The sequence below is a fragment of the Yersinia rohdei ATCC 43380 genome, from assembly GCF_000173775.1.
GTDB classification, from domain to species: domain Bacteria; phylum Pseudomonadota; class Gammaproteobacteria; order Enterobacterales; family Enterobacteriaceae; genus Yersinia; species Yersinia rohdei.
In genome coordinates, this window is record NZ_ACCD01000001.1 from 215022 (window position 1) to 237755 (window position 22734).

Sequence of the window (22734 nt, forward strand, 5' to 3'; positions counted from 1 at the left end):
AAAGAGGTATATCAGAGCTATCAAGGCAATAGTTTTACTCTCCTGGCGGGTATCACTTTACTGGCCTCTGCGGGGAGTTTGGTATGAGCGGAGGTATCTTGCGATACACCCCGCTCAATTTAATGCAATACTTTATGATTCAGACTCAATACTGGCTATTTCAGATATTGGCCTGAGCGCAAAGCTTCAATACGTTTGTCCAGCGGCGGATGCGACATAAACAACTCGCTGAATGATTTAGATTTACCATTAATGCAGAAAGCCATCATACTGCCAGCTTCCTGTGGTTCATAGCTGGTTTTCAAACGCTGCAATGCCGCAATCATCTTCTCACGGCCCACCAGTTTTGCTGAACCCGCATCGGCATAGAATTCACGATGGCGCGAGAACCACATGGTGATAATGCTGGCAAGAATACCAAACACCAACTCCAATACCATCGACACGCCAAAGTAAACCATTGGGTTACCCGCGCTGCTCCCTTCGTTATCACGATCACCTGACAAGAAGCCAGCGGCAACCTGTGCAATCAGACGTGAAATGAAGATAACGAATGTATTCACAATCCCTTGAATTAAGGTCATGGTGACCATATCACCATTGGCCACATGGCTAATTTCGTGGGCAATAACCGCTTCTGCTTCATCGCGGCTCATGTTCTGCAATAAACCGGTACTGACTGCCACCAAAGAAGCATCACGGCGTGCACCGGTCGCAAAGGCGTTAATATCAGGTGCCTGGTAGATAGCCACCTGCGGCATAGCAATACCCGCTTGTTGAGACTGGCGACGTACGGTCTCCAGCAACCAACGTTCAGTTTCATTGCGTGGCTGTTCAATAACTTCACCACCGACTGAACGTAAAGCCATCCATTTGGACATCAGCAACGAAACAAATGCGCCGCCAAAACCAAACAGACCAGCCATGATCATCAGCCCCTGCACACTGCTGGACTGAATACCTGTCAGGCTAAGTACCAACCCGAACACCAACATAACGGCCAGGTTGGTGAGAAGGAACAGAGCGATACGCATCATAAAAATTTATTTCCTTATTGTGTTAATTGGCGATCGTATTAAACCGACACTGCATTAAGTCATAATGGATTACGTCACAATTGCCATAAACCTGAAAAATGACTTAGCCAAATTACTGCTGAGATATGCTGATCGTATGGGCATCTGATAAATTTTCAAGGCTTGTTAAGTTCTAAACGAGTAAATCAACATAACTTTACAAATTTGGATACTTTTTATTACATATCCTGCTGTTTTTTCGCCAACTAATCAGTCCAGCAATGAAAAAAGGTAAAAAAAATCCGGGCTCTATTGAACCCGGATCATTGATAACAACCGCGAATTATTTCTCGGCAGTTGCCGCGGCCTCAGTTGGCGTCATTTGAGGCTCCACCTGTGGCTGCAATTTTTGCTTATGGGCTAAATCCAACGCGATATGAACAGTTTCATCCAGATAAGGGTCTGGCTCCTGATAGTCTTTTGGCAAATCATCCAGTGACTTCAGAGGCTTTTTACCTTCACGTTTGAAGCGCTCATTTAAGCGATTCAGGCGCGTGGCATCATCATCGTGATTCTCTTTTTCGCGTTGAGCGTAATTAAGAGAGACGATATTGCGCTTATCTTTCATTGCCTTATAACGTTCAATATCTTGTTGAATATGCTGGAATTCAGCATCAGCTGCGATACGGGCCGCGTGCGTTTTTATCAACTCTGGCGTAAAGGCTTTCAGATCGCCAGTCTTGGTATAACTGGCCGCATTGATGCTGTCCCAAGGTAGGGCATTATCTTCGAAGCTTTCACCGGTTTCCGCCGGATCCACACCTGTTGGCATCACGATATCTGGAGTGACCCCTTTACGCTGAGTACTGCCACCATCTACCCGATAAAATTTCTGGATAGTGTATTGCAGTGACCCCAGTGCTGGCCATTCCGGGCGCAGCATTTGATCATAAATACGATTCAGCGAACGATACTGTTGTACTGTCCCTTTACCAAAGGTGGGCTCGCCGACAATTAATGCGCGGCCATAATCCTGCATTGCCGCAGCAAAGATTTCAGACGCTGAAGCACTGTAGCGGTCAACTAACACCACCAGCGGGCCTTTGTAGTACACCACGCCGTCAGTATCACTGTCTTCACGTACTTTGCCGTTGTTATCCCGCACCTGGACCACTGGGCCACTTGGAATAAACAAACCAGACAGTGCCACGGCCTCGGTTAACGCCCCACCACCATTGCTACGCAAGTCAATGATAATACTGCTGACATTCTGTTTTTCCAGCTTCTGTAATTGCACCTTAACGTCTTCAGTCAGGCCAACATAGAAACCTGGAATATCCAGCACACCGACACGTTCGTTGCCGATAGTTTTCACCGACATCTTCACCGCGCGGTCTTCCAGACGGATCCGTTCACGGGTCAAGGTCACAGTGCGAGGTTTAGTTCCTTTACCCGCAGGTAAAATTTCTAGCCGCACTTTACTGCCCTTCGGCCCTTTGATTAAGGCGACGACATCATCAAGACGCCAACCAATCACATCAACCATAGGTTTACCGGTCTGACCCACACCTATCACTCGGTCACCCACAGCGATAGTTTTACTTTTCGCCGCCGGGCCACCTGGAACCATAGAGTTGATTAAGGTGTAATCATCATCCATTTGCAAGACGGCACCAATACCTTCCAGAGACAAGCTCATTTCGGTATTGAACTGCTCAGTATTACGTGGCGACAGGTAATTGGTATGCGGGTCAATTTCGTGGGCAAACGCATTCATAATCAGCTGGAAAACATCTTCGCTGTTACTTTGCGTCAGGCGCTTAATCGCAGCCTGATAGCGTTTCGTCAGCGTTTCTTTGATTTCTTTATCCGTTTTACCGGTTAACTTCAAATTCAGCTGATCGTATTTAACTTTTGCGTCCCAAAGCTTATTGAGCTCAGCTTCGCTGGTCGGCCAGGGCGCTTTGCCGCGGTCAATATCAATGGTGTCATTACCGGAAAAGACCATAGGCCGGTCCAATACTGACAATGCATATTGATAGCGCTCAAAACGGCGTTTTTGCGCCAAATTAAATAGCGCGTATGGCGTTTCTAATTGGCCTGATTTTAACTCATCGTCCAGCGAATTTCTTTTATTCGCGAACTGTGCCACATCTGATGCCAACAACACATTATGGCTGTAATCCAGCATGTTGAGGTAGCGATCAAATATCTTGGCCGAAAACTGATCGTCCAATGCAAACTGACGATAGTGAGAGCGAGTGAAGCGCGATGTTACGCGCTCACTCACGGTTGCATGCTCTGGTTCCTGGTGCAGTTGAGGAAGTTGATCGATGCGATACGTCGTATCAGCCGCGTAACTTACCCCCGCCAGTAACAAGCCTGCGATTGCTGTTAGTCTGACAAATTTGTTCATGCCTAGGTTGGCCTCCGTATCAGAACTGCAAGTGTTCTGCGCGCACAATCATCGCCAGACCGGAAGATAGCTGCACCCGTACGCCATCTTTAGCGATTTCTAATACGGTTGCGTCCATCGCACTCTTACCTGCTCTGACTTTGATTTCTTGACCAATTTGCAGTTTAGAGATATCTGTGACCGGCACAGGGCGTGGTTGATTTTCCTCAACCTGTGGACGAGGTGGCCGAGCTTGTTGCGGACGCTGTGGCTGACGAGGCTTGCGGTTCTCCACAGGCGCACCCGCTTCACGACGTGGCGCAGGTTTTTTTACCTGCTGGACGTGGGCGACGTGGCTCTGGGGTTTCACCCGCAGCAATGGCAGCTTCGCGTTTTTTAGCTTGTTGTTCAGCACGTTGTGCTTGAACACGGGCTTTCGCCTCTTCCAGCTGTTTGCGGGCATGTTCTACATGTTGCTCTTCCAGCACACCACAAGGGTTGCCGTCCAAATCAACACGTTCAGCACCGACTTTGACCCCATAAAGATAACGCCAGCTTGAGGTGTAGAGACGCAGCGCAGAACGCAATTGCGTTTTGCTTAAATTCTCTTCCCCCTGAACACGTTCGACCAGATCTTGAAAAATACCGATCTTGAGTGGACGTGCTTCGCCTTCGGCGGTGAAGCAAAGCGGGAACCGCTCAGCCAAAAAGGCTATGACTTCTTTACTACTGTTCAACTTAGGTTGATTTTCCATGAAATTTCCTGATTACAACGGGTTTGCCAACCAGCGCAGGCATGAACAGGCGTCATTATAATGACGCCATCAGCAATTGCCACGTTATCCGTATATCAACTTGCAGTCTGTGTAACATATTTTGTACTGTCACACAGTTCCAGATGCTCGCAAAGCCCCGCCACAACTGAGATCAAGCCCAATTCGTCGTCTTCATCAAAGCGATCATAAACAATACTGTCGATATCCAAAACTCCGATAACTTTTCCCTGAACTGTGATTGGCAGCACAATTTCAGCATTACTGGCGGCATCGCAAGCTATATGGCCGGGGAATTCGTGCACATCACCAACCCGCTGAACGCGATTTTCTGACACTGCAGTTCCACAGACCCCTTTCCCGACAGGAATTCGCACACAGGCGATTTTCCCCTGGAAAGGGCCAAGCACTAATTGCTGGCCATCGAGCAAGTAAAATCCTGCCCAATTTAATCCATCAAGGCGTTCATAAAGTAAGGCACTGGTATTCGCTAATGTGGCGATGAAATTAGTTTCACCGGCAATCAGGGCACTCAAATCACGTTTTAATTCCGCGTAGAATTCTGCTTTTTTCATGTAATGACCGTTAGAAACCTAAGAATAGCCAAGGGCGATGAACACGCCTAGCTTATACAAAATAATCATTAAATGCGCTCGACTACAAGGTTATTCAGCGCGAATAAAGCAAAAGAGTCGTCAATATTAGTAATTTGACCCGTTTTGCCTCTTGTTTTGCGTGATTGCTCTGCTACCATCCGCGCTATTCTTTATAAACCAGTGTCGGTGTCAGGGTTTGATTATATGAAGATACATGCCATTCAACGCCCCTTATCCACCGCACGGATCCAGCGCTGCTGCCAATGCGATGCACTTTTTAGCTTGCCGCCATTAAATGGCAGGCAAAGTGCTTATTGCCCACGTTGCAGTGCGAAAATCACCAGTGGCCGTGATTGGTCACTCACCCGCCTGACCGCCATCGCGGTTGCCATGCTGCTGTTGATGCCCTTTGCTTTTACCGAACCGCTGATCACTATCCGCCTGCTCGGGACGCGTATTGATGCCAGCTTGCTCGGGGGAATTTGGCAGATGAGCCGTCAAGGTGACCCCATTACCGCCAGTATGGTGGCATTTTGTATCCTTGGTGCGCCCATTACCCTCACGGTCTCAATTCTTTATTTACGTATCGGCAGCCGTATTGGTATGAATTTACGCCCAATTTTGCTGATGCTGGAGCGATTGAAAGAATGGGTGATGCTGGATATCTATCTTATCGGCATGGCGGTGGCTTGTATTAAAGTCAAAGAATACGCCGACGTGATGCCAGGAATTGGGTTACTTGCCTACCTGACACTCACCTTGCTAAGCATTCTGGCATTGGTACACCTGAATCTGGAACAGCTATGGGAGCGGTTTTACCCGCAAGAACAGCCCCCCGGCCCCAGAGAAACACTGCGCGTTTGTCTTTCTTGTCATTATACCGGGCATTGTGATGCGCATGGCCGCTGCCCGCGTTGCCATATTCCATTGCGCCACCGACGCCGGCACAGTATCCAAAAAACCTGGGCGGCGTTAATCGCCTCTATTGTCTTGCTGGTGCCTGCCAATCTATTGCCGATATCAATTGTTTATGCCAACGGCTCTCGCCTGGAAGATACTATTTTCTCGGGTGTGGTCTCTCTGGCGTCATCCGGCAATCTGCCCATCGCCGCCGTGGTATTTATTGCCAGCGTATTGGTGCCATTTACTAAAATCATTGTCTTGATAACATTGCTGCTTAGCATCCATCTAAAAACACAGCATAGTCTGAAAACTCGCATGCGGTTGCTGCGGATTATCACCTGGATTGGCCGCTGGTCGATGCTGGATCTCTTTGTTATTGCGCTAATGATGTCGCTGATTAACCGTGATCAGCTGTTTTCTTTCACTGTGGGGCCGGCAGCCTTTTATTTTGGGTCTGCGGTTATTTTAACTATCCTTGCTGTTGAATGGCTGGATAGCCGATTGATTTGGGATGCACATGCAACAGGAAACGCCGAGTACACCGACTGAGGCACAAATTAAACATAAGCGCCGGATCTCGCCGTTCTGGCTACTGCCTTTTATCGCCCTGCTCATCGCTGGGTGGCTGATTTATAACAATTGGCAAGAACGCGGCACCGAGGTCACTATCGACTTCCAGTCTGCGACAGGAATTGTGGCTGGCCGCACGCCGATTCGTTATCAAGGTGTTGAAGTCGGCATGGTGCAATCCATCACTCTGGATGATGACCTGCGTAATATTAAAGTTACCGCCAGCATCAAAAATGATATGGAAGACTCCCTGCGGGAAGGCACACAATTTTGGCTAGTGACCCCCAAAGCATCATTAGCCGGTGTCTCTGGGCTGGATGCATTAGTGGGCGGTAACTATATCGGCATGATGCCCGGTGAAGGCAAACCCCAAAGCCATTTCACCGCACTGGATACCCAACCTAAATTTCGCATGAATACCGGTGAGTTAATGATTCACTTGCATGCGCCAGATTTAGGATCACTGAATAACGGCTCACTGGTTTACTACCGCAAAATTCCGGTGGGTAAAGTCTATGATTACAATATTGCGCCAGATAATACCGGTGTTGTCATTGATGTGTTGATTGACAGACGCTTTGCCAAACTGGTTAAAAATGATACGCGCTTCTGGAATGTCTCTGGTTTCAAAGGTGATTTCAGCTTAAGTGGCGCTTCGGTACAAATGGAAAGTCTGGCGGCATTGGTGAATGGCGCTATAGCTTTTGACTCGCCACAAGACAGCAAAAATGCCCAGCAAGACCAACCCTTCCAGCTTTATTCCGATTTGGCACACAGCCAGCGCGGGGTCGCCATCACACTGGACCTCCCCAGTGGCAGCAACTTGAGTGAAGGCCGTACCCCGCTGATTTATCAAGGTTTACAAGTCGGCACCTTGACTAAAATGACCCTCCAACCGGACAGCTTGGTCACCGGCGAACTGACAATTGACCCGTCAGTGGTGGATTTAATGCGCGCCGGCACACGCATTGAAATGAATAGCCCGCGTATTAGTCTTAATAATGCCAACCTGAGCGCACTGTTAACCGGAAATACCCTGGAGCTCATCCCCGGCGAAGGTGAACCGCAACAGCGTTTTACCGTCCTGCCCAGCAGCAAAAGCCTGTTACAGCAGCCCAATGTGCTGGAGCTGCAATTAACTGCGCCACAAAGCTATGGCATTGATGTCGGCCAACCTATCTCTTTGCATGGTGTTAAAATTGGTCAGGTATTAACCCGAGAATTGTCTGCTAAAGGTGTCAATTTCACCGCAGCAATTGAGGCGAAATACCGGGATTTAGTGCATAAAGACAGTAAGTTTGTCGTTAACAGTCGTCTGGATGTCAAAGTGGGCATTGATGGCATTGAAGTGCAAGGTGCCAGCGCTCAGGAATGGGTGGATGGCGGTATTTTGATCCTACCGGGCGGTAAAGGTGAGCCACTCAGCCAATATCCACTGTACAGCAGTGTGAGCAAAGCGATGGACGGAATTTTAGGGAATGGCCCTGCTACCACCCTCACATTAACCGCCAACAGTTTGCCGGATGTCCAGGCAGGTTCCGTGGTGTTGTACCGCAAGTTTCAGGTGGGGGAAATTACCCATATCAAACCTAAAGCTAATGAATTCGAAGTAGAGGTCTACATCCAGCCGGAGTATCGCAACCTCCTCACTGATAAGAGTATTTTCTGGGCTGAAGGTGGGGCAAAAGTGCAACTGAATGGCAGCGGTTTGACCGTGCAAGCCGCCCCGCTCAATCGCGCGCTAAAAGGGGCTATCAGCTTTGATAACCTTGAAGGCGTTACCCTTGATAAAGGGGCGAAACGCACTCTATATAGTAACGAAACCGCAGCACGCGCTGTCGGCAGCCAGATTATGTTGCGCACCTTTGATGCCAGTAAACTGGCAGCTGGCATGCCAATTCGCTATCTGGGCATCAATATTGGTCAGGTTGAATCCCTAAAACTGGCACCGGAGCGCAATGAAGTCTTAGCCAAAGCCGTGCTCTATCCTGAGTATGTACAAAGCTTTGCCCGTGCGGGCACTCGCTTCTCCATTGTTTCGCCGGAGATTTCGGCGGCAGGGGTAAATAACCTCGACACCCTGTTCCAGCCATACATTAATGTAGAACCCGGTAGCGGCACGGTATTGCGCACCTTTGAGCTGCAAACAGCAACAATTACCGACTCCCGCTACCTTGACGGCTTGAGCATTATTCTTGATACCGCCGAAGCCGGATCCTTGCAAATTGGCACACCGGTGCTGTTCCGTGGGCTTGAAGTGGGCACTGTCACTGGATTTAATCTGGGGGCAATGTCTGACCGGGTACAAGTCTCACTGCGAATTAGCCAAAAATTCCAACAATTAGTGCGGCAAAACACCGTCTTCTGGTTGGCATCGGGTTATAACCTTGAATTTGGCCTCACTGGCGGCGTAGTAAAAAGCGGCACCTTCCAGCAGTTTATTCGCGGCGGTATTGCTTTTGCGACGCCACCAACGACACCACTGGCACCCAAAGCTACTGTAAATCAGCACTTTTTACTGAACCCCGCAGAGCCAAAAGACTGGCGAAATTGGGGAACAGCTATCCCGCGGTTCTAGTTCTGATAGCAGGGCGGTGGATAATCCACTGCCCTGCACTGCCAAACACCGCCACCACAAACTCCCGTCCCCGACACCGCGGCTTATTTATGGTGCAGGTCTGAAATCAGAAAATGCGAATATCCCCGCAACATTTTTCCACTGAATCTCAGTTACAAACTCATTGCGGCTAACAGCAAGCCATGGTTAGCGCTGCCTAATCAAGGCCATACCCACGCGCGAGTCTCGCAAGCCACTTTGCTGAACACCAAGATTACTCGTGGGTTGCTGGGTTATGTGCTCACCAATATAAGAATAGTGTTTATTGCTGGTCAGCCAAATATTACCTTTACCCGCACCAAAAGCTCGACGTCTAAAACCTATATCACCCCCGGTGATAATACGCCGACTAATGGACAGTAAATGAAACGAGACGCTTCAATAGCCACTAACTATCTGGATATATTAAGGATGACGCTCCCGAGACGGCCAACCAAATAGATTTACATATAATTATTTTCATCTTGTTTCTCAGTGAGATAGAAAATAAATAATCATTAATAGTTAAGATTATTCCGAATGATCTGTACTAAATCTGTCCCTGCTATACAATCTGCGGCTTAAATAATAGCCGACAGCCTTCTATACCCAATAAATTTAGGCCACAGCTGGCGGATAAAAAAATCAATTCACAACATGGGTATAAATCAATTAACTGAGTAAGCAGTGGTAACCAAAAACCTGCATCTTGCAGGATGACGGGAACATCTAAGGAAAGACGCGATTAAACAGGAGTGGGCATTATGACTGATTACGATAATCAGGAGAAATCAGCTGACATTGCGCTGTTAAAAGAAATGAACAACTTGCGGGACATTATCGAAAATAACTCAGACTGGATCTGGGAAGTTGATGCTACCGGCAGTTATATCTTTTCATCGGCAAGATCTATTGAGCTTCTCGGCCGCCTTCCTCATGAAGTGATCGGCAAAACCCCGTTTGATTTTATGCCCGCAGAAGAAGCCCATCGGGTAGGGGAAATAGTTGCTAAAATTGCGGCGGCGCGCCTTCCTTTTACTGGTTTGCAAAACCGTAATATTCGCGCCGATGGCAGCGAAATATTAGTGGAAACCAGCGCTATCCCGCTGTTTGACGAACAGGGAAATTTCAAAGGTTATCGGGGTATCGACCGCAATTTAAGTGAGTTACCTTGTCATGCCGGTAAACGCTTATTTGAGTTGGAATCAATTTATTCCAATGCCCCGGCGGGCCTGTGTTTTATCGACTCGGCACTGAGCTATGTCACGGTAAATGACTATCTGGCTGAACTGTTGGGTAAAAATACCGCCGAGATTAATGGGCGTAAAGTCGCTGACTTCTTACCTGGCATTATTCCTATTCTGCAAAATGCCCTATTAATGGCTTATTGCAATGAAAGTATTCCCGATGCTGAGTTCCAGATGCCGGATAAAGCGCGGGTCTTTTTTATGCGGATAAACGCGGCCAAATACCCTAATGGCCAAGTCAGTGGTCTTTCAGTCGCCATGATTGATATTTCACCGCTAAAAGAGATGCAAGAAAAGCTTCGTAGCAGTCAGCAGCATTATCGCAATATGGTCGAATTGAACCCACAGATCCCCTGGACTGCCTCGCCAGACGGGATGATTACTGACGTCAGCTCGCGCTTTGAAAAAATCACCGGATTAACCCGTGAGGAAGCGCTGGCGGATAAATGGCTGCGAACCATTCACACTGATGACCGTCATCCGACACTGGTAAGTTGGGAGCATTCTCTCCAAACCCAGGAACCACTGGATGTTGAAATCCGTTTTTGTCATGTGGAGAAAGGCTGGAACTGGATGCGTATTCGCGCCGTGCCCAGTGTTGATGCTCAAGGGCAAGTGCTGTGTTGGTATGGCACAGTCGAAGATATTCATGAGCGTAAGCTTTTGGAACTTAAGCTAATTAAAGCTAATCGACGCCTGGAAATTCAAGCCAGCACCGATTCGCTGACCAAATTACCCAATCGCCGAGAGTTCAAAAAAGTGCTAGCCCATGAATTTATGCGAGCAAAGCGCTCTAGTTCCCCATTGGCAATTTTAATGATTGATATCGATTACTTTAAGAATTTCAATGATTACTATGGCCATATTTCTGGTGATGCCTGTCTGCGTCTGGTTGCAAGAGCATTACGTAAAGCCTTAAAACGCAATACCGACATTGTGGCGCGCTACGGTGGTGAAGAGTTTGCCGCTATTTTACCTGACACTGATCCCACAGGCGCTAGCCTGGTCGCAGAGCATATCTTGCAATCTATTCGCGCGATGGGAATTAAGCACTACGACAGTAAATTTCGCAAAGTGACCATCAGCCTCGGTGTAACTGTGTATCAAGCACCACTGCATCCTGGCATCAGTGATCAAGCTGATTTAATGTTGGCCGCAGACCAAGCACTCTATTACTCGAAAAAGAATGGGCGCAACCAATTTAATGTGGCTGAACTTGCCCGCTAAAAATCGACATTATTTTTGCGGACAACATCTGGCACTTTTTTTTAGCTCAACTATTCTCAATAAGGCGGCCAAGCTGGTCATACCTCATACCACTGAGTAGCAAGGGGGCTTTATGGGAAAAACTGTGGTGAAAATCCGCGATTTTGAAGTTGATGACGCCGTGTTATCCACTGCACTGGCGAAAGGCGAACACACACTCAGTATCCCTTGTAAATCGGATCCTGATTTGTGTATGCAATTGGATGGATGGGATGAGCAAACAAGTATTCCAGCGACATTAGATGGTAAAGACCGGCTGTTATACAAAAAACATTATGACCAACATCAAGATGCCTGGGTGATGAGGGTAACTTAATTGCTGCATCAGAAGATCCGTCAAACCATAATTGTATTTATGACTGACGGTTTCTTCTTTTACAATATTACCCTGCCGCAGCACCTAAAAACCGAACAAATAAATCGGTTATCAGAATTTCTCTAATACTTTAAATTTCATGCAGATCAACATCATGTCTGGGGAAAACATCTCGTATTCCTCAAAAAAACGCTGCTGTGTTTTACGCCAGTAAGCCAGAGTCCGGTCACCCTCACCTTCCGCCAAGGCATGTGCCTCATCGACTTGGTCAAAGGTTTTCAGTTCAACATCAGTCAGTTCGACAGCACAGGCAGGCTCATTGCGGCCATCAACCACCACAAACACATCCCCTACTTGTGGGACACCTTCTTCATCCAATGGCGCACAGGTCGCAATTTTCGTCCCATTGAGAACCAGCGCCAATAACTCATCGGCCACTTGCTCAGTATCGCCAAAAGCCCAACGCTCAGTGTTTTCATACTTTTGTGGAATGGTAGCCATAATCTTATTATTCCTATTCGTCATATTTTTGATGCAGCGCATATTACACTTTATCGCGGCGAACTAACTCTCGCATCAATAAAAAATTTCGCTACTATACCTAGGTTGCGGTGAATATATAAATTCCGCAAAGTGGTTTTACATCAGCCAACAATATTAAGATAAGGACCGATTGTGAGCAAACGCCTGCATACCAAACATTGGAAAATGTTTTTGGTGTTACTTTGCATCTGTGGCGCATTAATGCTGCTGCGCTGGGCATCGATGATCTTTGGCTGATAATGGCATCACTGTGGTTTGTCTTTGGGCAAAAATAAGCAGCCGCACTTCGGGCAGACTAAAGCGGTATTTTTATGCACTTTTTCTGTGCTCTGCTCAGAAGTTCCACCACAATCCGGACACTTAATTTTTACTTTGGCGCTGCTAACCAGCTTTCTAATGCTATCAAGAAATGACATATGCTCGCCTCTCAGTTGTACAACCTTATTAGATTACGTTAACTGCCGACATTAAACCGTGCCGTGGTCAGCGTTACTCAGATTATCTGTGCCGGATCAGATTTCGCTTACTGGAAAAGAACCGGTTTTGCAGGAGACAATGGAAAGAAACAAGCAGAAAGAGGAAAAATACGAGGAAAAAATATTCACCACGCAGCATGGCTGGCATGCTTGGCGTAGTGAAATGGTAAGCAGATTATTGGAAGCGATGACGCTGGGATCAGTGGTTCCATAATTCTTGGATCAACCCTCTGACCCGAACCTTGGAAGCACCCGCGACCAGGCTAATAACACGGTTAGCACTCAACGTAGAAACATCAGTATTCCATTCATCAAAAGAATGATCGGCATAACTGTCGTTGAACACCTTTTTTATCGAGGATTCAGCTTCAGACATCTCACTGAAACTCTTAGCGTTTATTAAGCACTGAGCAATGATTGAGACTTTTTTCATGTTTTATCCTTGATTATCGGTCGCATAGTGTAGCACAATTAGTCCCTATCTGCTCATATGCTGCTTAAATTGTTTTCAATTGACGGTAACACATTGATAAGATTCTGGTTTTATGTATCTCCCGCCAATCGCCCTCAATTTCAGTCTCCCCCTTTTTATGTTTGTTATGCGCCGAATTTTACCTGCTCAGACTGGCGGTTATGCCACTGTTGCTGTGAGATACGATACCAACAATGCTGACTTAATGGGCTATCAAGGCTGACATTGGGATGAGGAAAACACGTTGGCGCAAGTTGCATTCCAATTCGCGCCATCAGCGCTTGCGAACGTAAGTTAACTGATGCCGTAAATGAAACAATCTCTGCCAAATTGAGTTGCTCAAAACCCACCCGCAATGCCGCTAATGCTGCTTCAGTTGCCAACCCCTGCCCCCAAAATGGATAAGCAAAGCGCCAACTGATTTCAACACAAGGTGAAAAAGGCAAATTAGCGCTAGGGATATGCAACCCTAAAGTCCCGATAAACTGCCCGGAGGCTTTGAGCTCAACCGCCCATAACCCCCAGCCACGCTGCGCTATCAATAGCTGACAGCGGTCAGCCATGGCATCGCTTTCTTCACGGGTTAACACAGAGGGAAAGAACGCCATCACTCGGGGGTCGGCATTCAGCGCGGCAAAAGGTGCCTTATCGGCAGGCACCCACTGTCGCAGCCATAAACGCTCAGTTTCAACTTCAATCACCGGCTTCATTTGCTGCCCATCTTTGCTGCTACCCAGTGAGGTAAAAAGTGATAGTCGGCCATGCTGGATGCTGCTTATTTTTGTGACAAAGCACGCCACTGTTGCACTGACGGCCGCTGCCATTGATAACTTGCATATTTTTGCAGATATTCTGGCAATACATCGCCATGCAGTGCCAAACGATTAAGCATTAGTGCCAAATCAGTATCTGCAATACACCATTCGCTAAAGAGGTTTTTTCTACCATCCGCAAGTAAAGGTTCCAGTCCCGCAATAAGTTTATGCGCGGCTTGCTGACCACTGTCTGATAATGGCGACAACTTCGCTCCTGCAAAAACAACCTCTGTAGAACGTTCGACACGAATCGGCATAAAATCACTGCGCAACCAAGCTTGAATTTCGCGGGCTTTCGCGCGCTCTTGCCTATCTTGCGGATAAATTCGCGCATATTCAGGAGAAGGAAAACGCTCTTCTAAATATTCGGCAATAGCGGAAGATTCTGCCAATTGAAAATCATCAATAACCAAGGTAGGAACCCGACGCGTCATTGAAAGCCGACCAAACTCATCTTGCAAATGCTCCCCCACAGCTAAATCGACGGGATGTAATGAAAAAGGAAGCGCTTTTTCTGTCAATGATACGAATACAGACAATACATAAGGGCTAAAAAAATTGGCATCGCTGTACAACTTGATTGTTTGATGACTCATTGAGACTCCCGTTGGTAATTGCAGTGTAAAGTTACATTAGTCGGTCTTAAGCTAACTGAACAACCTCCCTCACTACAATTAATTTTCGAGAATAATACCTTGAAAATTACGCCGGTTTATTGCGCAACCCTCCTGAGCAAACAATTAAAATTGTAAAGATTACTCCGCGTCAGGTTCCTCATCTAAAATCGTCAATAAAATATCTGCATCTGGCGTTGTGATATGTTTTCCCTCAAGGAAACCGGCCAATTTCCCCTCAGCATCATGCTCAAAAACTTCATAACCCGCGATTCGATAGCCCGGTATACCGTCCTGGCCTCGAATATATTCATCACCATCGATATAGTACTCAACCACACCGCTGGCATCTTCAATTTCATAGCGTTTATCAAAAGGGAACTGTTTCATTACTGATCCTAAAAAAACTAAACATCGCTATATGATGCCAATTTCTGGCTATTTAAGGAAGTGGTAGCCGCTCCCCCACGTTTGCGCATCCCGGAATAGAAATAACCGCTAACGTTAGTCGCATTCAATCTGGCGAAATCTTAATCACATGAGGGTATTACCTATTACTTTGATAAAAACACGGGGACGATACTTTAATAAAAACACGGGACGACCTCTGCGATAAACGCGCTATACTCATATAAATCCTATAAATAAGGAGAATCTATGCTCATAGGATTTGTCTTACTGGTTAGTACCTGCGGAATGGATGCTTGTGAGGCTCTGCCCGTGACTGAAGATATCTATGCCACACGCCACGAATGTCTGGCTGTAGCGGCTCGCCTGCATGAAAGAAGACCTGATGTGGTGCTGATTTGTGGAGAAGTCTACCGTGATGATCCCTAGACGGCATAGCGACATGTAACTCACTTATCTGTGGTTATGTGCCACATTTTACTGATTGATTGCCTGCCATCTTTTTGTTTTCCTGTGTGTTTTTCAACGAAACGATAATATTCACCGCTATTATTTTCATAGTGCGGATAACCCTGCCTAATCGCCAAAATGAAATATCGCTACATTCTTCTCTGTGTAAACAATATGTTATAAATAAAATTTATAAACTTGGAAACAAGTAAAAGCAAAGTCATGCTACGCTTTAATAAAGTGAACATGGCAATTTTAACGAATAAGTTAGTGGTATTTAATTGCTTATCCACTCTGTGCTTTAGTGTCACTAAAAAATATTAGCGACCTCTCTCACCTTTTTTTGGGGCATTGCAATGAATCCTCCTTTATAGGGCCTGTAAACGTGCATAAAGAATCATGTAAATAGCGGTCAAGGTCTTAACTTATAGAGGATTTCAACATGTTCCAGCTTGATGCTTATGGCACACTCGTGGCCGCAAGTTTAGTACTTTTGCTCGGCAGACAATGTGTCCATAACATTCCTTTATTAAAAAAATATGCCATCCCTGACCCCATTGCTGGAGGCCTGTTGGTTGCCCTAACACTGCTTATTATTCATCAAACTACCGGCTGGGAAGCTAATTTCGATACCTCATTACGTGACCCCTTGATGCTAACTTTCTTTGCTTCTATTGGCCTTAATGCCAATTTGGCGAGTTTAAAGGCCGGTGGCAAAGTATTAATAAAATTCATCATCGTTGTGATTGGCTTGTTACTACTCCAGAATACCGTTGGTATCGGCATGGCGACACTCTTGGGGCTAGAACCCTTAATGGGTTTACTTGTCGGGACAATTACACTGTCTGGTGGGCATGGCACCGGAGCTGCTTGGGGCAGTGTATTTGTTGAGAATTATGGTTTAATTAATGCCACCGAAGTCGCGATGGCTTGTGCAACTTTCGGCCTTGTATTGGGGGGATTAATCGCTGGCCCTGTTGCACTTTATCTTATTAAGCATTCAGCTACCCCCAATGGCCGACCAGAAGATGCCCTGCAACCCACGACTTTCGAAAACCGACAATCAGGGCGCATGATAACCTCACTGGTCTTGGTCGAAACCATCGCCATGATTACCATTTGTTTAATGCTTGGCGGCTATATAAGAGAATTACTTGCCGGGACAATATTAGAATTACCCATCTTCGTTTATGTCTTATTTATTGGGGTCATACTCAGTAACATCTTAAGTTACACTGGATTTTATCAGGTATTTGACCGCGCCGTTTCTGTGGTGGGTAATGTGAGCCTTTCCCTGTTCTTGGCAATCGCATTAATGAGTTTAAGACTGTGGGAATTGGCTTCTTTAGCACTCCCGATGCTCGCGATTTTATTAGTCCAAACACTGGTAATGATCTTATATGCCATTTTTGTGACCTACCGAGTGATGGGAAAGAATTACGATGCGGCGGTGTTGGCGGCAGGGCATTGTGGTCTGGGGCTAGGTGCCACCCCCACCGCAATTGCGAATATGCAAGCTGTCACTGATCGTTTTGGGCCCTCTCACGTGGCGTTTTTAATTGTGCCGATGGTTGGCGCTTTCTTCTTGGATATCACCAATGCTATCGTGATCAAATTATCTTTATTATTACCTATGTTTGCACAATAAGGTTTCAAGTTGCCCTGTTACCTATCTCACTAACCTGCCATATTAGGTGTAAGGTTATGCGCTAATCACAGGGCAATATATAGTAAATATCCTTACGACGGCTCTTTGTTCATTTTATCGACGTAATTAGAATATAAGACGACGGCGCTACCCATCAACATCATAAGAATAACGATAAACATCTTATCTTCTTCAGTCCCACCAATTCCGCCTGCCGTGAGAAAATACCCGGCAGCAAAAATAGATTTCCCGACCTTCTTTCCGGTGCTTTGCTGTTTAAGGCAAATACCACGCACGGCCCAGGCACCTAAAATTAATCCTAACAAGCCAAATACAGTGCTCATAAGCCCAACCTCTACAGATTTTCCACCCGATATAATCAGGCGGTATTATTAAAGTAATAGATAAAGAATGCAGCTTTCGCACTCATGGGTCGTTAGTGACAGTGTCACTAACATCAATTAGCAACAACCATTAAGTATGCAGCTTCACCTGAGATGTATTAGTAAGTTGCCTGATCGCGGGTGTGAAACTGACCGCTATTGTCGCGAGCACCACCGCCATTGCCGAGGCTTGCAATACAGTCGCACTGCCATAATGCATCGCCAGCGGGCCTGCGGCAATCTCCCCAACAGGAATGGCGACAAATGACCCCATAGCATCATAAGCATAAACTCGCGCCAACTTCTCAGGAGGAATATGGCTTTGTAATGAATGCGCCCAAACCACCCCGAATTGCCCGAAACCCACTCCTGCAATAAAAAATGCGCCCATCAGCAGTGGCGTTGAAGCAGCAATACTCAGAAAAACAATGGGAACGGCGCAAAGTGCGATCAGCATTACCCCAATAAACAGGTCGCGCCGTGGACGCCATCGAAGTGCAATAAATGAACCGACGATTAAGCCCAGACTTTGCGTAGCCACAATCATCCCCCAGCCGGTTCGGCCAAATGATGCATCCGCGACAATTGGGCCAAGCACCATCACCACACCGCTGAAAGCCGCATTAACAATAGTGAATTGTGCCACAATCGCCCAGACCCAGGCGCGTGAGATAAACTCCTTCCAGCCATCCCGCAGATCCTGCAAGATATTCGTCTGTGATTCGACAGACGGCACTGCGCGAATACGAATCAAGCTATACAGTGGGGCTGCGGCGGCAAATCCCAATGCATCAACAGCCAAACCCCAACCCGGCCCAATCGCACTGGTCAGAACACCCCCCAAAGATGCGCCGATGACCGTGCCGGCATAAATGCTCAACTGGATAAAAGCGTTAGCTTCCCGCAGGTTACGCGTAGGAACTGTTTGTGGAACCATCGCTGATGAAGCCGGCAATGCCATACCCGCCGCCGCGCCATTTACCATCCCCAGCACCGCCAACCACATAATTGTTGCGGTTCCATCAAGCACTAACCAGGCCACCACCCCTTGGGACAAGGCGGCAATCACCGACGAAGACAGCAGCACCAGACTTCGGGAGTAACGATCTGCCAGCACCCCACCAATCAATAAGAAAGCAACATTAAAAATGGAACGGGCTGCCACGACCAATCCTAAATCGGCCGCAGTGCCGCCTATATCCAACACCGCAAAAGCCAGTGCAATAGGTGCAATACCATTGCCTAATACCGTCAGCAGACGGGCAAAAAATAAGTTTCGAAAGGGTGCGTAACTAAACGCATGTCGCGAAGATAACCCACTGGAATTCACATTCACACACTCTGCCCCACACTGATTTCGCTCTATTGCAGACTCGCGCTGCCTTTTTGCGCCATTCGTCCATGGTATTTATTGGCACAACAGTAGCCATTTTCTCTTTATATTTTGATTTATAAGATAATTTTTTCTTCGCAAAAAGCAAGGTAATTTCTTTCCTGTTATTGATGGAAACATGAGAGGCCCACCACCCAGGTTTCTCGGCAATAAAGGCAGCACTGATATCAATAGCGAAGATAGCGGCAAGATCTGGCGCGGTACTTTACTACACTCGCTTTTATTGACTTTGTATCGCAGGACTGCGGATTGCATTCACAATGTCAGTCCATGTAAACCGGAACTGCATCAATGGCAAACAATGGATTGTACGCAACAGGAGTCGGTTCGCAAATTACCGCTAATAATGGTGATATCTACATAAATACTTATGCAAAAAACTTTTTGGAATTGTTAGGAGAGAATGCTTCTTATACTGAAGGCGCAAGTGCTGAATATGGTCGTGAGTTCTCAATCGGTAACGGCAATTTCATCGAACCGCAAGGGCAGTTGGTTTATACCCACATCAATAAGGCCAATTATGCCACCAGCAGTGGGTTACAGGTGAATCAGGATAATATTAACAGTGTTATTGGCCGTGCCGGTATGCGTGTAGGCCATAGGTTTGAGGAAAATAGCAACAATGATATTTATCTGAAAGCTGATTTACTGCACGAATTTGCCAGTGACCGTAATGTCACTGTTCGAGGTAAAGATGCCGTTCTGGTGAATAACCAAGATGGCAAAGATAGCTGGATAACTTACGGTATTGGTACCAATATTCAGTTAACAGAGGACAATAACTCTCGTTTTTATCTCGACCTGGAGAAATCCTCTGGTGGGAACATCAACACGAACTGGCAGGTAAATGCTGGCTTGCGTTGGGAGTGGTAAATCTCACGAACAAAACCGGGCAACTAAGCCCGGTTTTGTCTTTTATGCTGCCGTTATTGGGAACGCACTCGCCAAACGAATAAGCCAGTTCATCTGCTGCGACCATCCATATCCTGCATATTGAACTATTGCACACCGCGCGGGGAACCAAGACCACTTCCCCGCCTTTGGTCATACTCAGTTTATTTATCAAAGTGCTAACGGTTTTATTTGTGATGATGTGCTTAACCACTATCCGCAAAATCTTACCGTTAATTAGATATAGATCATTGACAATGAAAGCCTGTGTGGAAAACAATATGCTATTATTTTTTTCAATGAGCTGGCCATGCTTTTTACCAAAAAAGAAACAAATTACATCAAAGGGATTGCAATAATTTTGATGTTAATGCACCACTTGTTCGCATTTCCTGACCGTATTCCCCATGATGCCAACATCATTAATTCACTTCCTTTTATTGGTGCAAATGTAGATAGCTATCTGGCAAATTTTGGCAAAATATGCGTAGCTATATTTCTGTTTATATCAGGGTATGGATTCGCGTTTAAAAACAAAATAAATTTCAATTACTCAATTGAAAAACTTAAAAAAATATATTTTAGTTTTTGGTTGGTTTTTATTATATTCATCCCAATAGGTTTTGTTTTTATAAATAATGATTGGAGTGACAGCACACCGCTGAAGTTAGCTAAAAACATATTGGGAATCACATCTAACTACAATGGTGAATGGTGGTTTATAAGACTGTATGTGATATATGTTCTCGCGCTGCCTTTAATTTCAAGACTAAATTATCTTGTCTTATTAGCCATAGCACCGCTATCTACTTTAGTTGGCTATTACTTTGAATCGTCAGGCGGCATTTCCGTTATCTTGATATGGTTATATCCATTCCTTATAGGATATTTATCCGGAAAAGAAACAGATAAACTATCTATTTTAATAGGCAGAGTAAATTCAACCTATACCACTTTATTATGCATCATTTTGACTGTCATTCTATTTCACTTATTTAATATATTTGGCTTGATTTTAGCGTCTCCCTTATTCGCTCTCGCAATGAGAAATGTATACAGAGGAACCACACATCACAAAGTAATAAACAGCCTTGGTAGTCACTCAATGTATATGTGGCTAACCCATTCATTTTTTTGTTACTACTATACGCCAGAGTTGATATATTCAGTTAAGTACACCCCGGCAATATTAATTCTTTTAATCTTTACTTCATATATTGTAAGTGTTCTTTTGACTTATATAGAAGTCATGATAAGAGATTCATACACAAAATTAAAAAAATCATTATCAGCAGTTAACTAACCAGTCGGACTATTAAGTCCTGATTTTGTATTTTACTACTCACTCAATCTGACCATCGGCAAAGAAAATGCATTGATATAATTAAAGAAAAATAAAATACAGCCGATAATGCACCTGTCTACTCATTATTGTAATTAACATGGCAACGAACTAACACACAATAAAGGATGATATGAAATTAAATAAAACCGTCATCGTAGCTGCAATCTCTCTGGGACTTACGGGGTGCGCTAATGTATTACCTCTTGATTATAAAGACTACACGGGAAGCGATGCTGCGACCTTGTATGTACTTAACAAAGAGGGAAATGTAGGCACCATCTATCTAGGTTCTTACACGTTCAACAGCCAAAGTAATTGCTACGATATGTCTGATCGCTATGAACTTGACTCAAATGTCTTTCAAGCTAAGGGTAATATAGTCGTTAGTAAGATAAAACCTAATGTCCTATACTCTGTTTCGCAGATCAAAAATGAAGGGGGAGGATATATTCGAAACTCTCATTCGTCATTCATTCCGCAAGCAGGGAAGTATTATTATATCGCCTCGGGAAGCAAAGCCATTCAGGTCCCTGCAGACTTCATCCCGGACGCATCAGTAAACTCCGATGATGTAATCAAAAATCATGCTAAGAACCCAGTTAAATACTGGAATGTAAAAAATATTTGCACCCGTCCATTCTGGAAAATTGGCTGATTCATAGAGTTATGATTCCCTGATAAGACTACTTTTGAGTTGGCAATTCAAACCATCTATAAGCGCGGCAACATTGTCTTGCTCAAAGATTTATAAATTAGGGAGTCTTTCCAAACTCCCTTTTTAAAAAAACCATTCACCCGATCCACCGCGTGCTATACCAGTTTATTTCTGGCCGCCATCATTCTGTCGATTCTTTCCCGTTGCTGTTAACCCCTGACGCGGTGACAACTTATCCCTATTTTCCTTAACCAATTCATTGGCATCATCACCCCACCCCCGCTTACGGCAGCTATTAATGGTGCTGTTTATCTGATTGGCTTCGGTCATCATGTAATAAAAACCTTCGCTGAACTGGGTAGACTTAGCCGGACCTGAACCGCGGAAGAAGAATTTAATTTAAGGCGCATAACTACCTGGCTTCGAGACAGAGCAGGTTTCACAGAATATAGGCGTAAAGGTTGATTTGGTTCTATTATCAGAATATACGATAAAAAATGCAGCTTGTTGCTTTTTAGTGTTGTGATATGGGTTAATGTTAATAATTATTACTGGTGTCGTTAATGGATTTTATAGGTATCACTAATAAAGGCAACTGGCATAACCAATAAAAATAGTCAGTGTAGCAAGGTACGATTAAGCCTGACTGTCAGCTATGAGCGAGGAGCGGAAGATTAGGATTCGGCTATTTTCTTGGTTTCTTTTTCAGGAAGAATTACCCTGTAGCATAACTTCTGTTATCCCAACCACTCCCCCGGGTATATTGAGCACATGCGTAAATTACAAAAACTAATTGCAGCCGAATATACCAACCCTTCACCTCAATCCAATCTCCCTTCGACAGCGATACCTCGTATTGCATTAAAATGTCGAAATGATGAAGTTAGCATATTTCAATGCTAGCTTCTGGCACAGAGCGGCTATTCAGTTAGGTTACCTTTTGTGTCTAGGTTCCTAGGGTGA

24 protein-coding genes and 1 pseudogene are annotated in these 22734 nt (G+C 45.5%); 12 read left to right on the plus strand and 13 right to left on the minus strand.

Translation table 11 applies throughout. The features are described from left to right. Window positions 1–155: 155 nt before the first annotated feature. The 4 genes and pseudogenes from htpX to YROHD0001_RS16100 all read right to left on the minus strand — a co-directional run bounded on the left by htpX (window position 156) and on the right by YROHD0001_RS16100 (window position 4759). On the minus strand, window positions 156–1037 hold the full coding sequence (gene htpX / locus YROHD0001_RS16110) for a protease HtpX (protein ID WP_004713060.1): 882 nt from the start codon (window positions 1035–1037) through the stop codon (window positions 156–158). Between the two features lie 322 nt (window positions 1038–1359). Then, a complete protein-coding gene (prc, locus tag YROHD0001_RS16105; RefSeq protein WP_032815903.1) occupies window positions 1360–3432 on the minus strand; it encodes a carboxy terminal-processing peptidase in 2073 nt (690 codons plus the stop codon). Between the two features lie 19 nt (window positions 3433–3451). After that, window positions 3452–4166 (minus strand): annotated as a pseudogene (proQ, locus tag YROHD0001_RS19235) (RNA chaperone ProQ). Between the two features lie 95 nt (window positions 4167–4261). Continuing rightward, the gene (locus YROHD0001_RS16100; protein ID WP_004713065.1) at window positions 4262–4759 is read right to left on the minus strand and encodes a GAF domain-containing protein; all 498 of its coding nucleotides are present in this window, start codon (window positions 4757–4759) and stop codon (window positions 4262–4264) included. Window positions 4760–4984: 225 nt separating this feature from the next. On the opposite strand from YROHD0001_RS16100, the gene yebS reads away from it, so the two are divergent. The 5 genes from yebS to YROHD0001_RS16080 all read left to right on the plus strand — a co-directional run bounded on the left by yebS (window position 4985) and on the right by YROHD0001_RS16080 (window position 11678). Continuing rightward, window positions 4985–6232 carry a membrane integrity lipid transport subunit YebS gene (gene yebS, locus YROHD0001_RS16095; RefSeq protein ID WP_004713066.1) on the plus strand — a complete coding sequence of 416 codons (1248 nt, stop codon included), beginning with the start codon at window positions 4985–4987 and terminating at the stop codon, window positions 6230–6232. Beyond that, entirely contained in the window at window positions 6201–8831 is a 2631-nt protein-coding gene (locus tag YROHD0001_RS16090; RefSeq protein ID WP_032815905.1) for a PqiB family protein, read from the plus strand. The genes yebS and YROHD0001_RS16090 overlap by 32 nt, the downstream gene beginning before the upstream one ends. Window positions 8832–9068: 237 nt before the next feature. Next, a complete protein-coding gene (locus YROHD0001_RS20385) occupies window positions 9069–9233 on the plus strand; it encodes a hypothetical protein (protein ID WP_004713069.1) in 165 nt (54 codons plus the stop codon). Between the two features lie 380 nt (window positions 9234–9613). Continuing rightward, complete coding sequence (locus YROHD0001_RS16085) at window positions 9614–11323, plus strand: sensor domain-containing diguanylate cyclase (protein WP_032815906.1); 1710 nt, start codon at window positions 9614–9616, stop codon at window positions 11321–11323. A gap of 112 nt (window positions 11324–11435) precedes the next feature. Next, window positions 11436–11678, plus strand: coding sequence for a DUF1480 family protein (locus tag YROHD0001_RS16080; protein WP_004713071.1), 243 nt, complete (start codon window positions 11436–11438; stop codon window positions 11676–11678). A 111-nt stretch (window positions 11679–11789) separates the two neighbouring features. On the opposite strand, the gene YROHD0001_RS16075 is transcribed toward YROHD0001_RS16080, so the two are convergent. Continuing rightward, window positions 11790–12179, minus strand: a complete 390-nt coding sequence (locus YROHD0001_RS16075) for an ASCH domain-containing protein (RefSeq protein ID WP_032815908.1) — start codon at window positions 12177–12179, stop codon at window positions 11790–11792. Between the two features lie 171 nt (window positions 12180–12350). Here YROHD0001_RS16075 and yniD point away from each other — a divergent pair, with 171 nt between their 5' ends. Beyond that, complete coding sequence (gene yniD / locus YROHD0001_RS20705; protein ID WP_086023421.1) at window positions 12351–12458, plus strand: small membrane protein YniD; 108 nt, start codon at window positions 12351–12353, stop codon at window positions 12456–12458. 8 nt (window positions 12459–12466) lie between these two features. Here the strand turns inward: yniD and YROHD0001_RS20710 are convergent, their stop codons facing one another. Further along, window positions 12467–12637 (minus strand): YnfU family zinc-binding protein, encoded by a 171-nt coding sequence (locus YROHD0001_RS20710; RefSeq protein WP_222422518.1) that lies wholly within the window; start codon window positions 12635–12637, stop codon window positions 12467–12469. Between the two features lie 139 nt (window positions 12638–12776). On the opposite strand from YROHD0001_RS20710, the gene YROHD0001_RS20815 reads away from it, so the two are divergent. Next, on the plus strand, window positions 12777–12911 hold the full coding sequence (locus tag YROHD0001_RS20815; RefSeq protein ID WP_004713074.1) for a hypothetical protein: 135 nt from the start codon (window positions 12777–12779) through the stop codon (window positions 12909–12911). Here the strand turns inward: YROHD0001_RS20815 and YROHD0001_RS0117110 are convergent. The 4 genes from YROHD0001_RS0117110 to YROHD0001_RS16060 all read right to left on the minus strand — a co-directional run bounded on the left by YROHD0001_RS0117110 (window position 12897) and on the right by YROHD0001_RS16060 (window position 14988). After that, a complete protein-coding gene (locus tag YROHD0001_RS0117110) occupies window positions 12897–13130 on the minus strand; it encodes a hypothetical protein (RefSeq protein ID WP_032815909.1) in 234 nt (77 codons plus the stop codon). The two genes, YROHD0001_RS20815 and YROHD0001_RS0117110, sit on opposite strands and share 15 nt — an antisense overlap. A gap of 164 nt (window positions 13131–13294) precedes the next feature. Then, entirely contained in the window at window positions 13295–13879 is a 585-nt protein-coding gene (locus YROHD0001_RS16070) for a GNAT family N-acetyltransferase (RefSeq protein WP_004713076.1), read from the minus strand. A 65-nt stretch (window positions 13880–13944) separates the two neighbouring features. Next, on the minus strand, window positions 13945–14580 hold the full coding sequence (gene yfcF / locus YROHD0001_RS16065) for a glutathione transferase (RefSeq protein ID WP_032815911.1): 636 nt from the start codon (window positions 14578–14580) through the stop codon (window positions 13945–13947). Between the two features lie 159 nt (window positions 14581–14739). Beyond that, window positions 14740–14988, minus strand: a complete 249-nt coding sequence (locus tag YROHD0001_RS16060) for a hypothetical protein (RefSeq protein WP_004713079.1) — start codon at window positions 14986–14988, stop codon at window positions 14740–14742. Window positions 14989–15255: 267 nt separating this feature from the next. Here YROHD0001_RS16060 and YROHD0001_RS0117115 point away from each other — a divergent pair, with 267 nt between their 5' ends. Both YROHD0001_RS0117115 and gltS read left to right on the plus strand, forming a co-directional pair. Further along, a complete protein-coding gene (locus tag YROHD0001_RS0117115; RefSeq protein WP_032815913.1) occupies window positions 15256–15435 on the plus strand; it encodes a hypothetical protein in 180 nt (59 codons plus the stop codon). A gap of 463 nt (window positions 15436–15898) precedes the next feature. Further along, a complete protein-coding gene (gene gltS, locus YROHD0001_RS16055) occupies window positions 15899–17104 on the plus strand; it encodes a sodium/glutamate symporter (RefSeq protein ID WP_004713082.1) in 1206 nt (401 codons plus the stop codon). Window positions 17105–17196: 92 nt separating this feature from the next. Here gltS and YROHD0001_RS16050 read toward each other — a convergent pair whose 3' ends face one another. Together YROHD0001_RS16050 and YROHD0001_RS16045 are read right to left on the minus strand one after the other, a co-directional pair. Beyond that, a complete protein-coding gene (locus YROHD0001_RS16050; RefSeq protein WP_004713083.1) occupies window positions 17197–17448 on the minus strand; it encodes a hypothetical protein in 252 nt (83 codons plus the stop codon). A 130-nt stretch (window positions 17449–17578) separates the two neighbouring features. After that, complete coding sequence (locus YROHD0001_RS16045) at window positions 17579–18823, minus strand: MFS transporter (RefSeq protein ID WP_004713084.1); 1245 nt, start codon at window positions 18821–18823, stop codon at window positions 17579–17581. Between the two features lie 348 nt (window positions 18824–19171). Between YROHD0001_RS16045 and YROHD0001_RS16040 the strand changes: the two genes are divergently transcribed. From YROHD0001_RS16040 to YROHD0001_RS0117120, 3 genes are all read left to right on the plus strand, one after another. Next, window positions 19172–19753: an autotransporter outer membrane beta-barrel domain-containing protein gene (locus YROHD0001_RS16040; RefSeq protein ID WP_004713085.1), complete on the plus strand. Its 582-nt coding sequence runs from the start codon at window positions 19172–19174 to the stop codon at window positions 19751–19753. A 328-nt stretch (window positions 19754–20081) separates the two neighbouring features. Beyond that, the gene (locus tag YROHD0001_RS16035; RefSeq protein ID WP_004713086.1) at window positions 20082–21074 is read left to right on the plus strand and encodes an acyltransferase family protein; all 993 of its coding nucleotides are present in this window, start codon (window positions 20082–20084) and stop codon (window positions 21072–21074) included. 172 nt (window positions 21075–21246) lie between these two features. Continuing rightward, window positions 21247–21771, plus strand: coding sequence for a hypothetical protein (locus YROHD0001_RS0117120; protein ID WP_032815915.1), 525 nt, complete (start codon window positions 21247–21249; stop codon window positions 21769–21771). 165 nt (window positions 21772–21936) lie between these two features. Here the strand turns inward: YROHD0001_RS0117120 and YROHD0001_RS20000 are convergent, their stop codons facing one another. Beyond that, window positions 21937–22104 (minus strand): hypothetical protein, encoded by a 168-nt coding sequence (locus tag YROHD0001_RS20000; protein ID WP_004713087.1) that lies wholly within the window; start codon window positions 22102–22104, stop codon window positions 21937–21939. Window positions 22105–22734 lie beyond the last annotated feature (630 nt).

Bases quoted from the DNA above. Each gene is read 5' to 3' on its own strand.
- htpX (WP_004713060.1), bottom strand. From the start codon at position 1,037: ATGATGCGTATCGCTCTGTTCCTTCTCACCAACCTGGCCGTTATGTTG.
- prc (WP_032815903.1), bottom strand. From the start codon at position 3,432: ATGAACAAATTTGTCAGACTAACAGCAATCGCAGGCTTGTTACTGGCG.
- YROHD0001_RS16100 (WP_004713065.1), bottom strand. From the start codon at position 4,759: ATGAAAAAAGCAGAATTCTACGCGGAATTAAAACGTGATTTGAGTGCC.
- yebS (WP_004713066.1), top strand. From the start codon at position 4,985: ATGAAGATACATGCCATTCAACGCCCCTTATCCACCGCACGGATCCAG.
- YROHD0001_RS16090 (WP_032815905.1), top strand. From the start codon at position 6,201: ATGCAACAGGAAACGCCGAGTACACCGACTGAGGCACAAATTAAACAT.
- YROHD0001_RS16085 (WP_032815906.1), top strand. From the start codon at position 9,614: ATGACTGATTACGATAATCAGGAGAAATCAGCTGACATTGCGCTGTTA.
- YROHD0001_RS16080 (WP_004713071.1), top strand. From the start codon at position 11,436: ATGGGAAAAACTGTGGTGAAAATCCGCGATTTTGAAGTTGATGACGCC.
- YROHD0001_RS16075 (WP_032815908.1), bottom strand. From the start codon at position 12,179: ATGGCTACCATTCCACAAAAGTATGAAAACACTGAGCGTTGGGCTTTT.
- YROHD0001_RS20710 (WP_222422518.1), bottom strand. From the start codon at position 12,637: ATGTCATTTCTTGATAGCATTAGAAAGCTGGTTAGCAGCGCCAAAGTA.
- YROHD0001_RS20815 (WP_004713074.1), top strand. From the start codon at position 12,777: ATGGAAAGAAACAAGCAGAAAGAGGAAAAATACGAGGAAAAAATATTC.
- YROHD0001_RS0117110 (WP_032815909.1), bottom strand. From the start codon at position 13,130: ATGAAAAAAGTCTCAATCATTGCTCAGTGCTTAATAAACGCTAAGAGT.
- YROHD0001_RS16070 (WP_004713076.1), bottom strand. From the start codon at position 13,879: ATGAAGCCGGTGATTGAAGTTGAAACTGAGCGTTTATGGCTGCGACAG.
- yfcF (WP_032815911.1), bottom strand. From the start codon at position 14,580: ATGAGTCATCAAACAATCAAGTTGTACAGCGATGCCAATTTTTTTAGC.
- YROHD0001_RS16060 (WP_004713079.1), bottom strand. From the start codon at position 14,988: ATGAAACAGTTCCCTTTTGATAAACGCTATGAAATTGAAGATGCCAGC.
- YROHD0001_RS0117115 (WP_032815913.1), top strand. From the start codon at position 15,256: ATGCTCATAGGATTTGTCTTACTGGTTAGTACCTGCGGAATGGATGCT.
- gltS (WP_004713082.1), top strand. From the start codon at position 15,899: ATGTTCCAGCTTGATGCTTATGGCACACTCGTGGCCGCAAGTTTAGTA.
- YROHD0001_RS16050 (WP_004713083.1), bottom strand. From the start codon at position 17,448: ATGAGCACTGTATTTGGCTTGTTAGGATTAATTTTAGGTGCCTGGGCC.
- YROHD0001_RS16040 (WP_004713085.1), top strand. From the start codon at position 19,172: ATGGCAAACAATGGATTGTACGCAACAGGAGTCGGTTCGCAAATTACC.
- YROHD0001_RS16035 (WP_004713086.1), top strand. From the start codon at position 20,082: ATGCTTTTTACCAAAAAAGAAACAAATTACATCAAAGGGATTGCAATA.
- YROHD0001_RS0117120 (WP_032815915.1), top strand. From the start codon at position 21,247: ATGAAATTAAATAAAACCGTCATCGTAGCTGCAATCTCTCTGGGACTT.
- YROHD0001_RS20000 (WP_004713087.1), bottom strand. From the start codon at position 22,104: ATGATGACCGAAGCCAATCAGATAAACAGCACCATTAATAGCTGCCGT.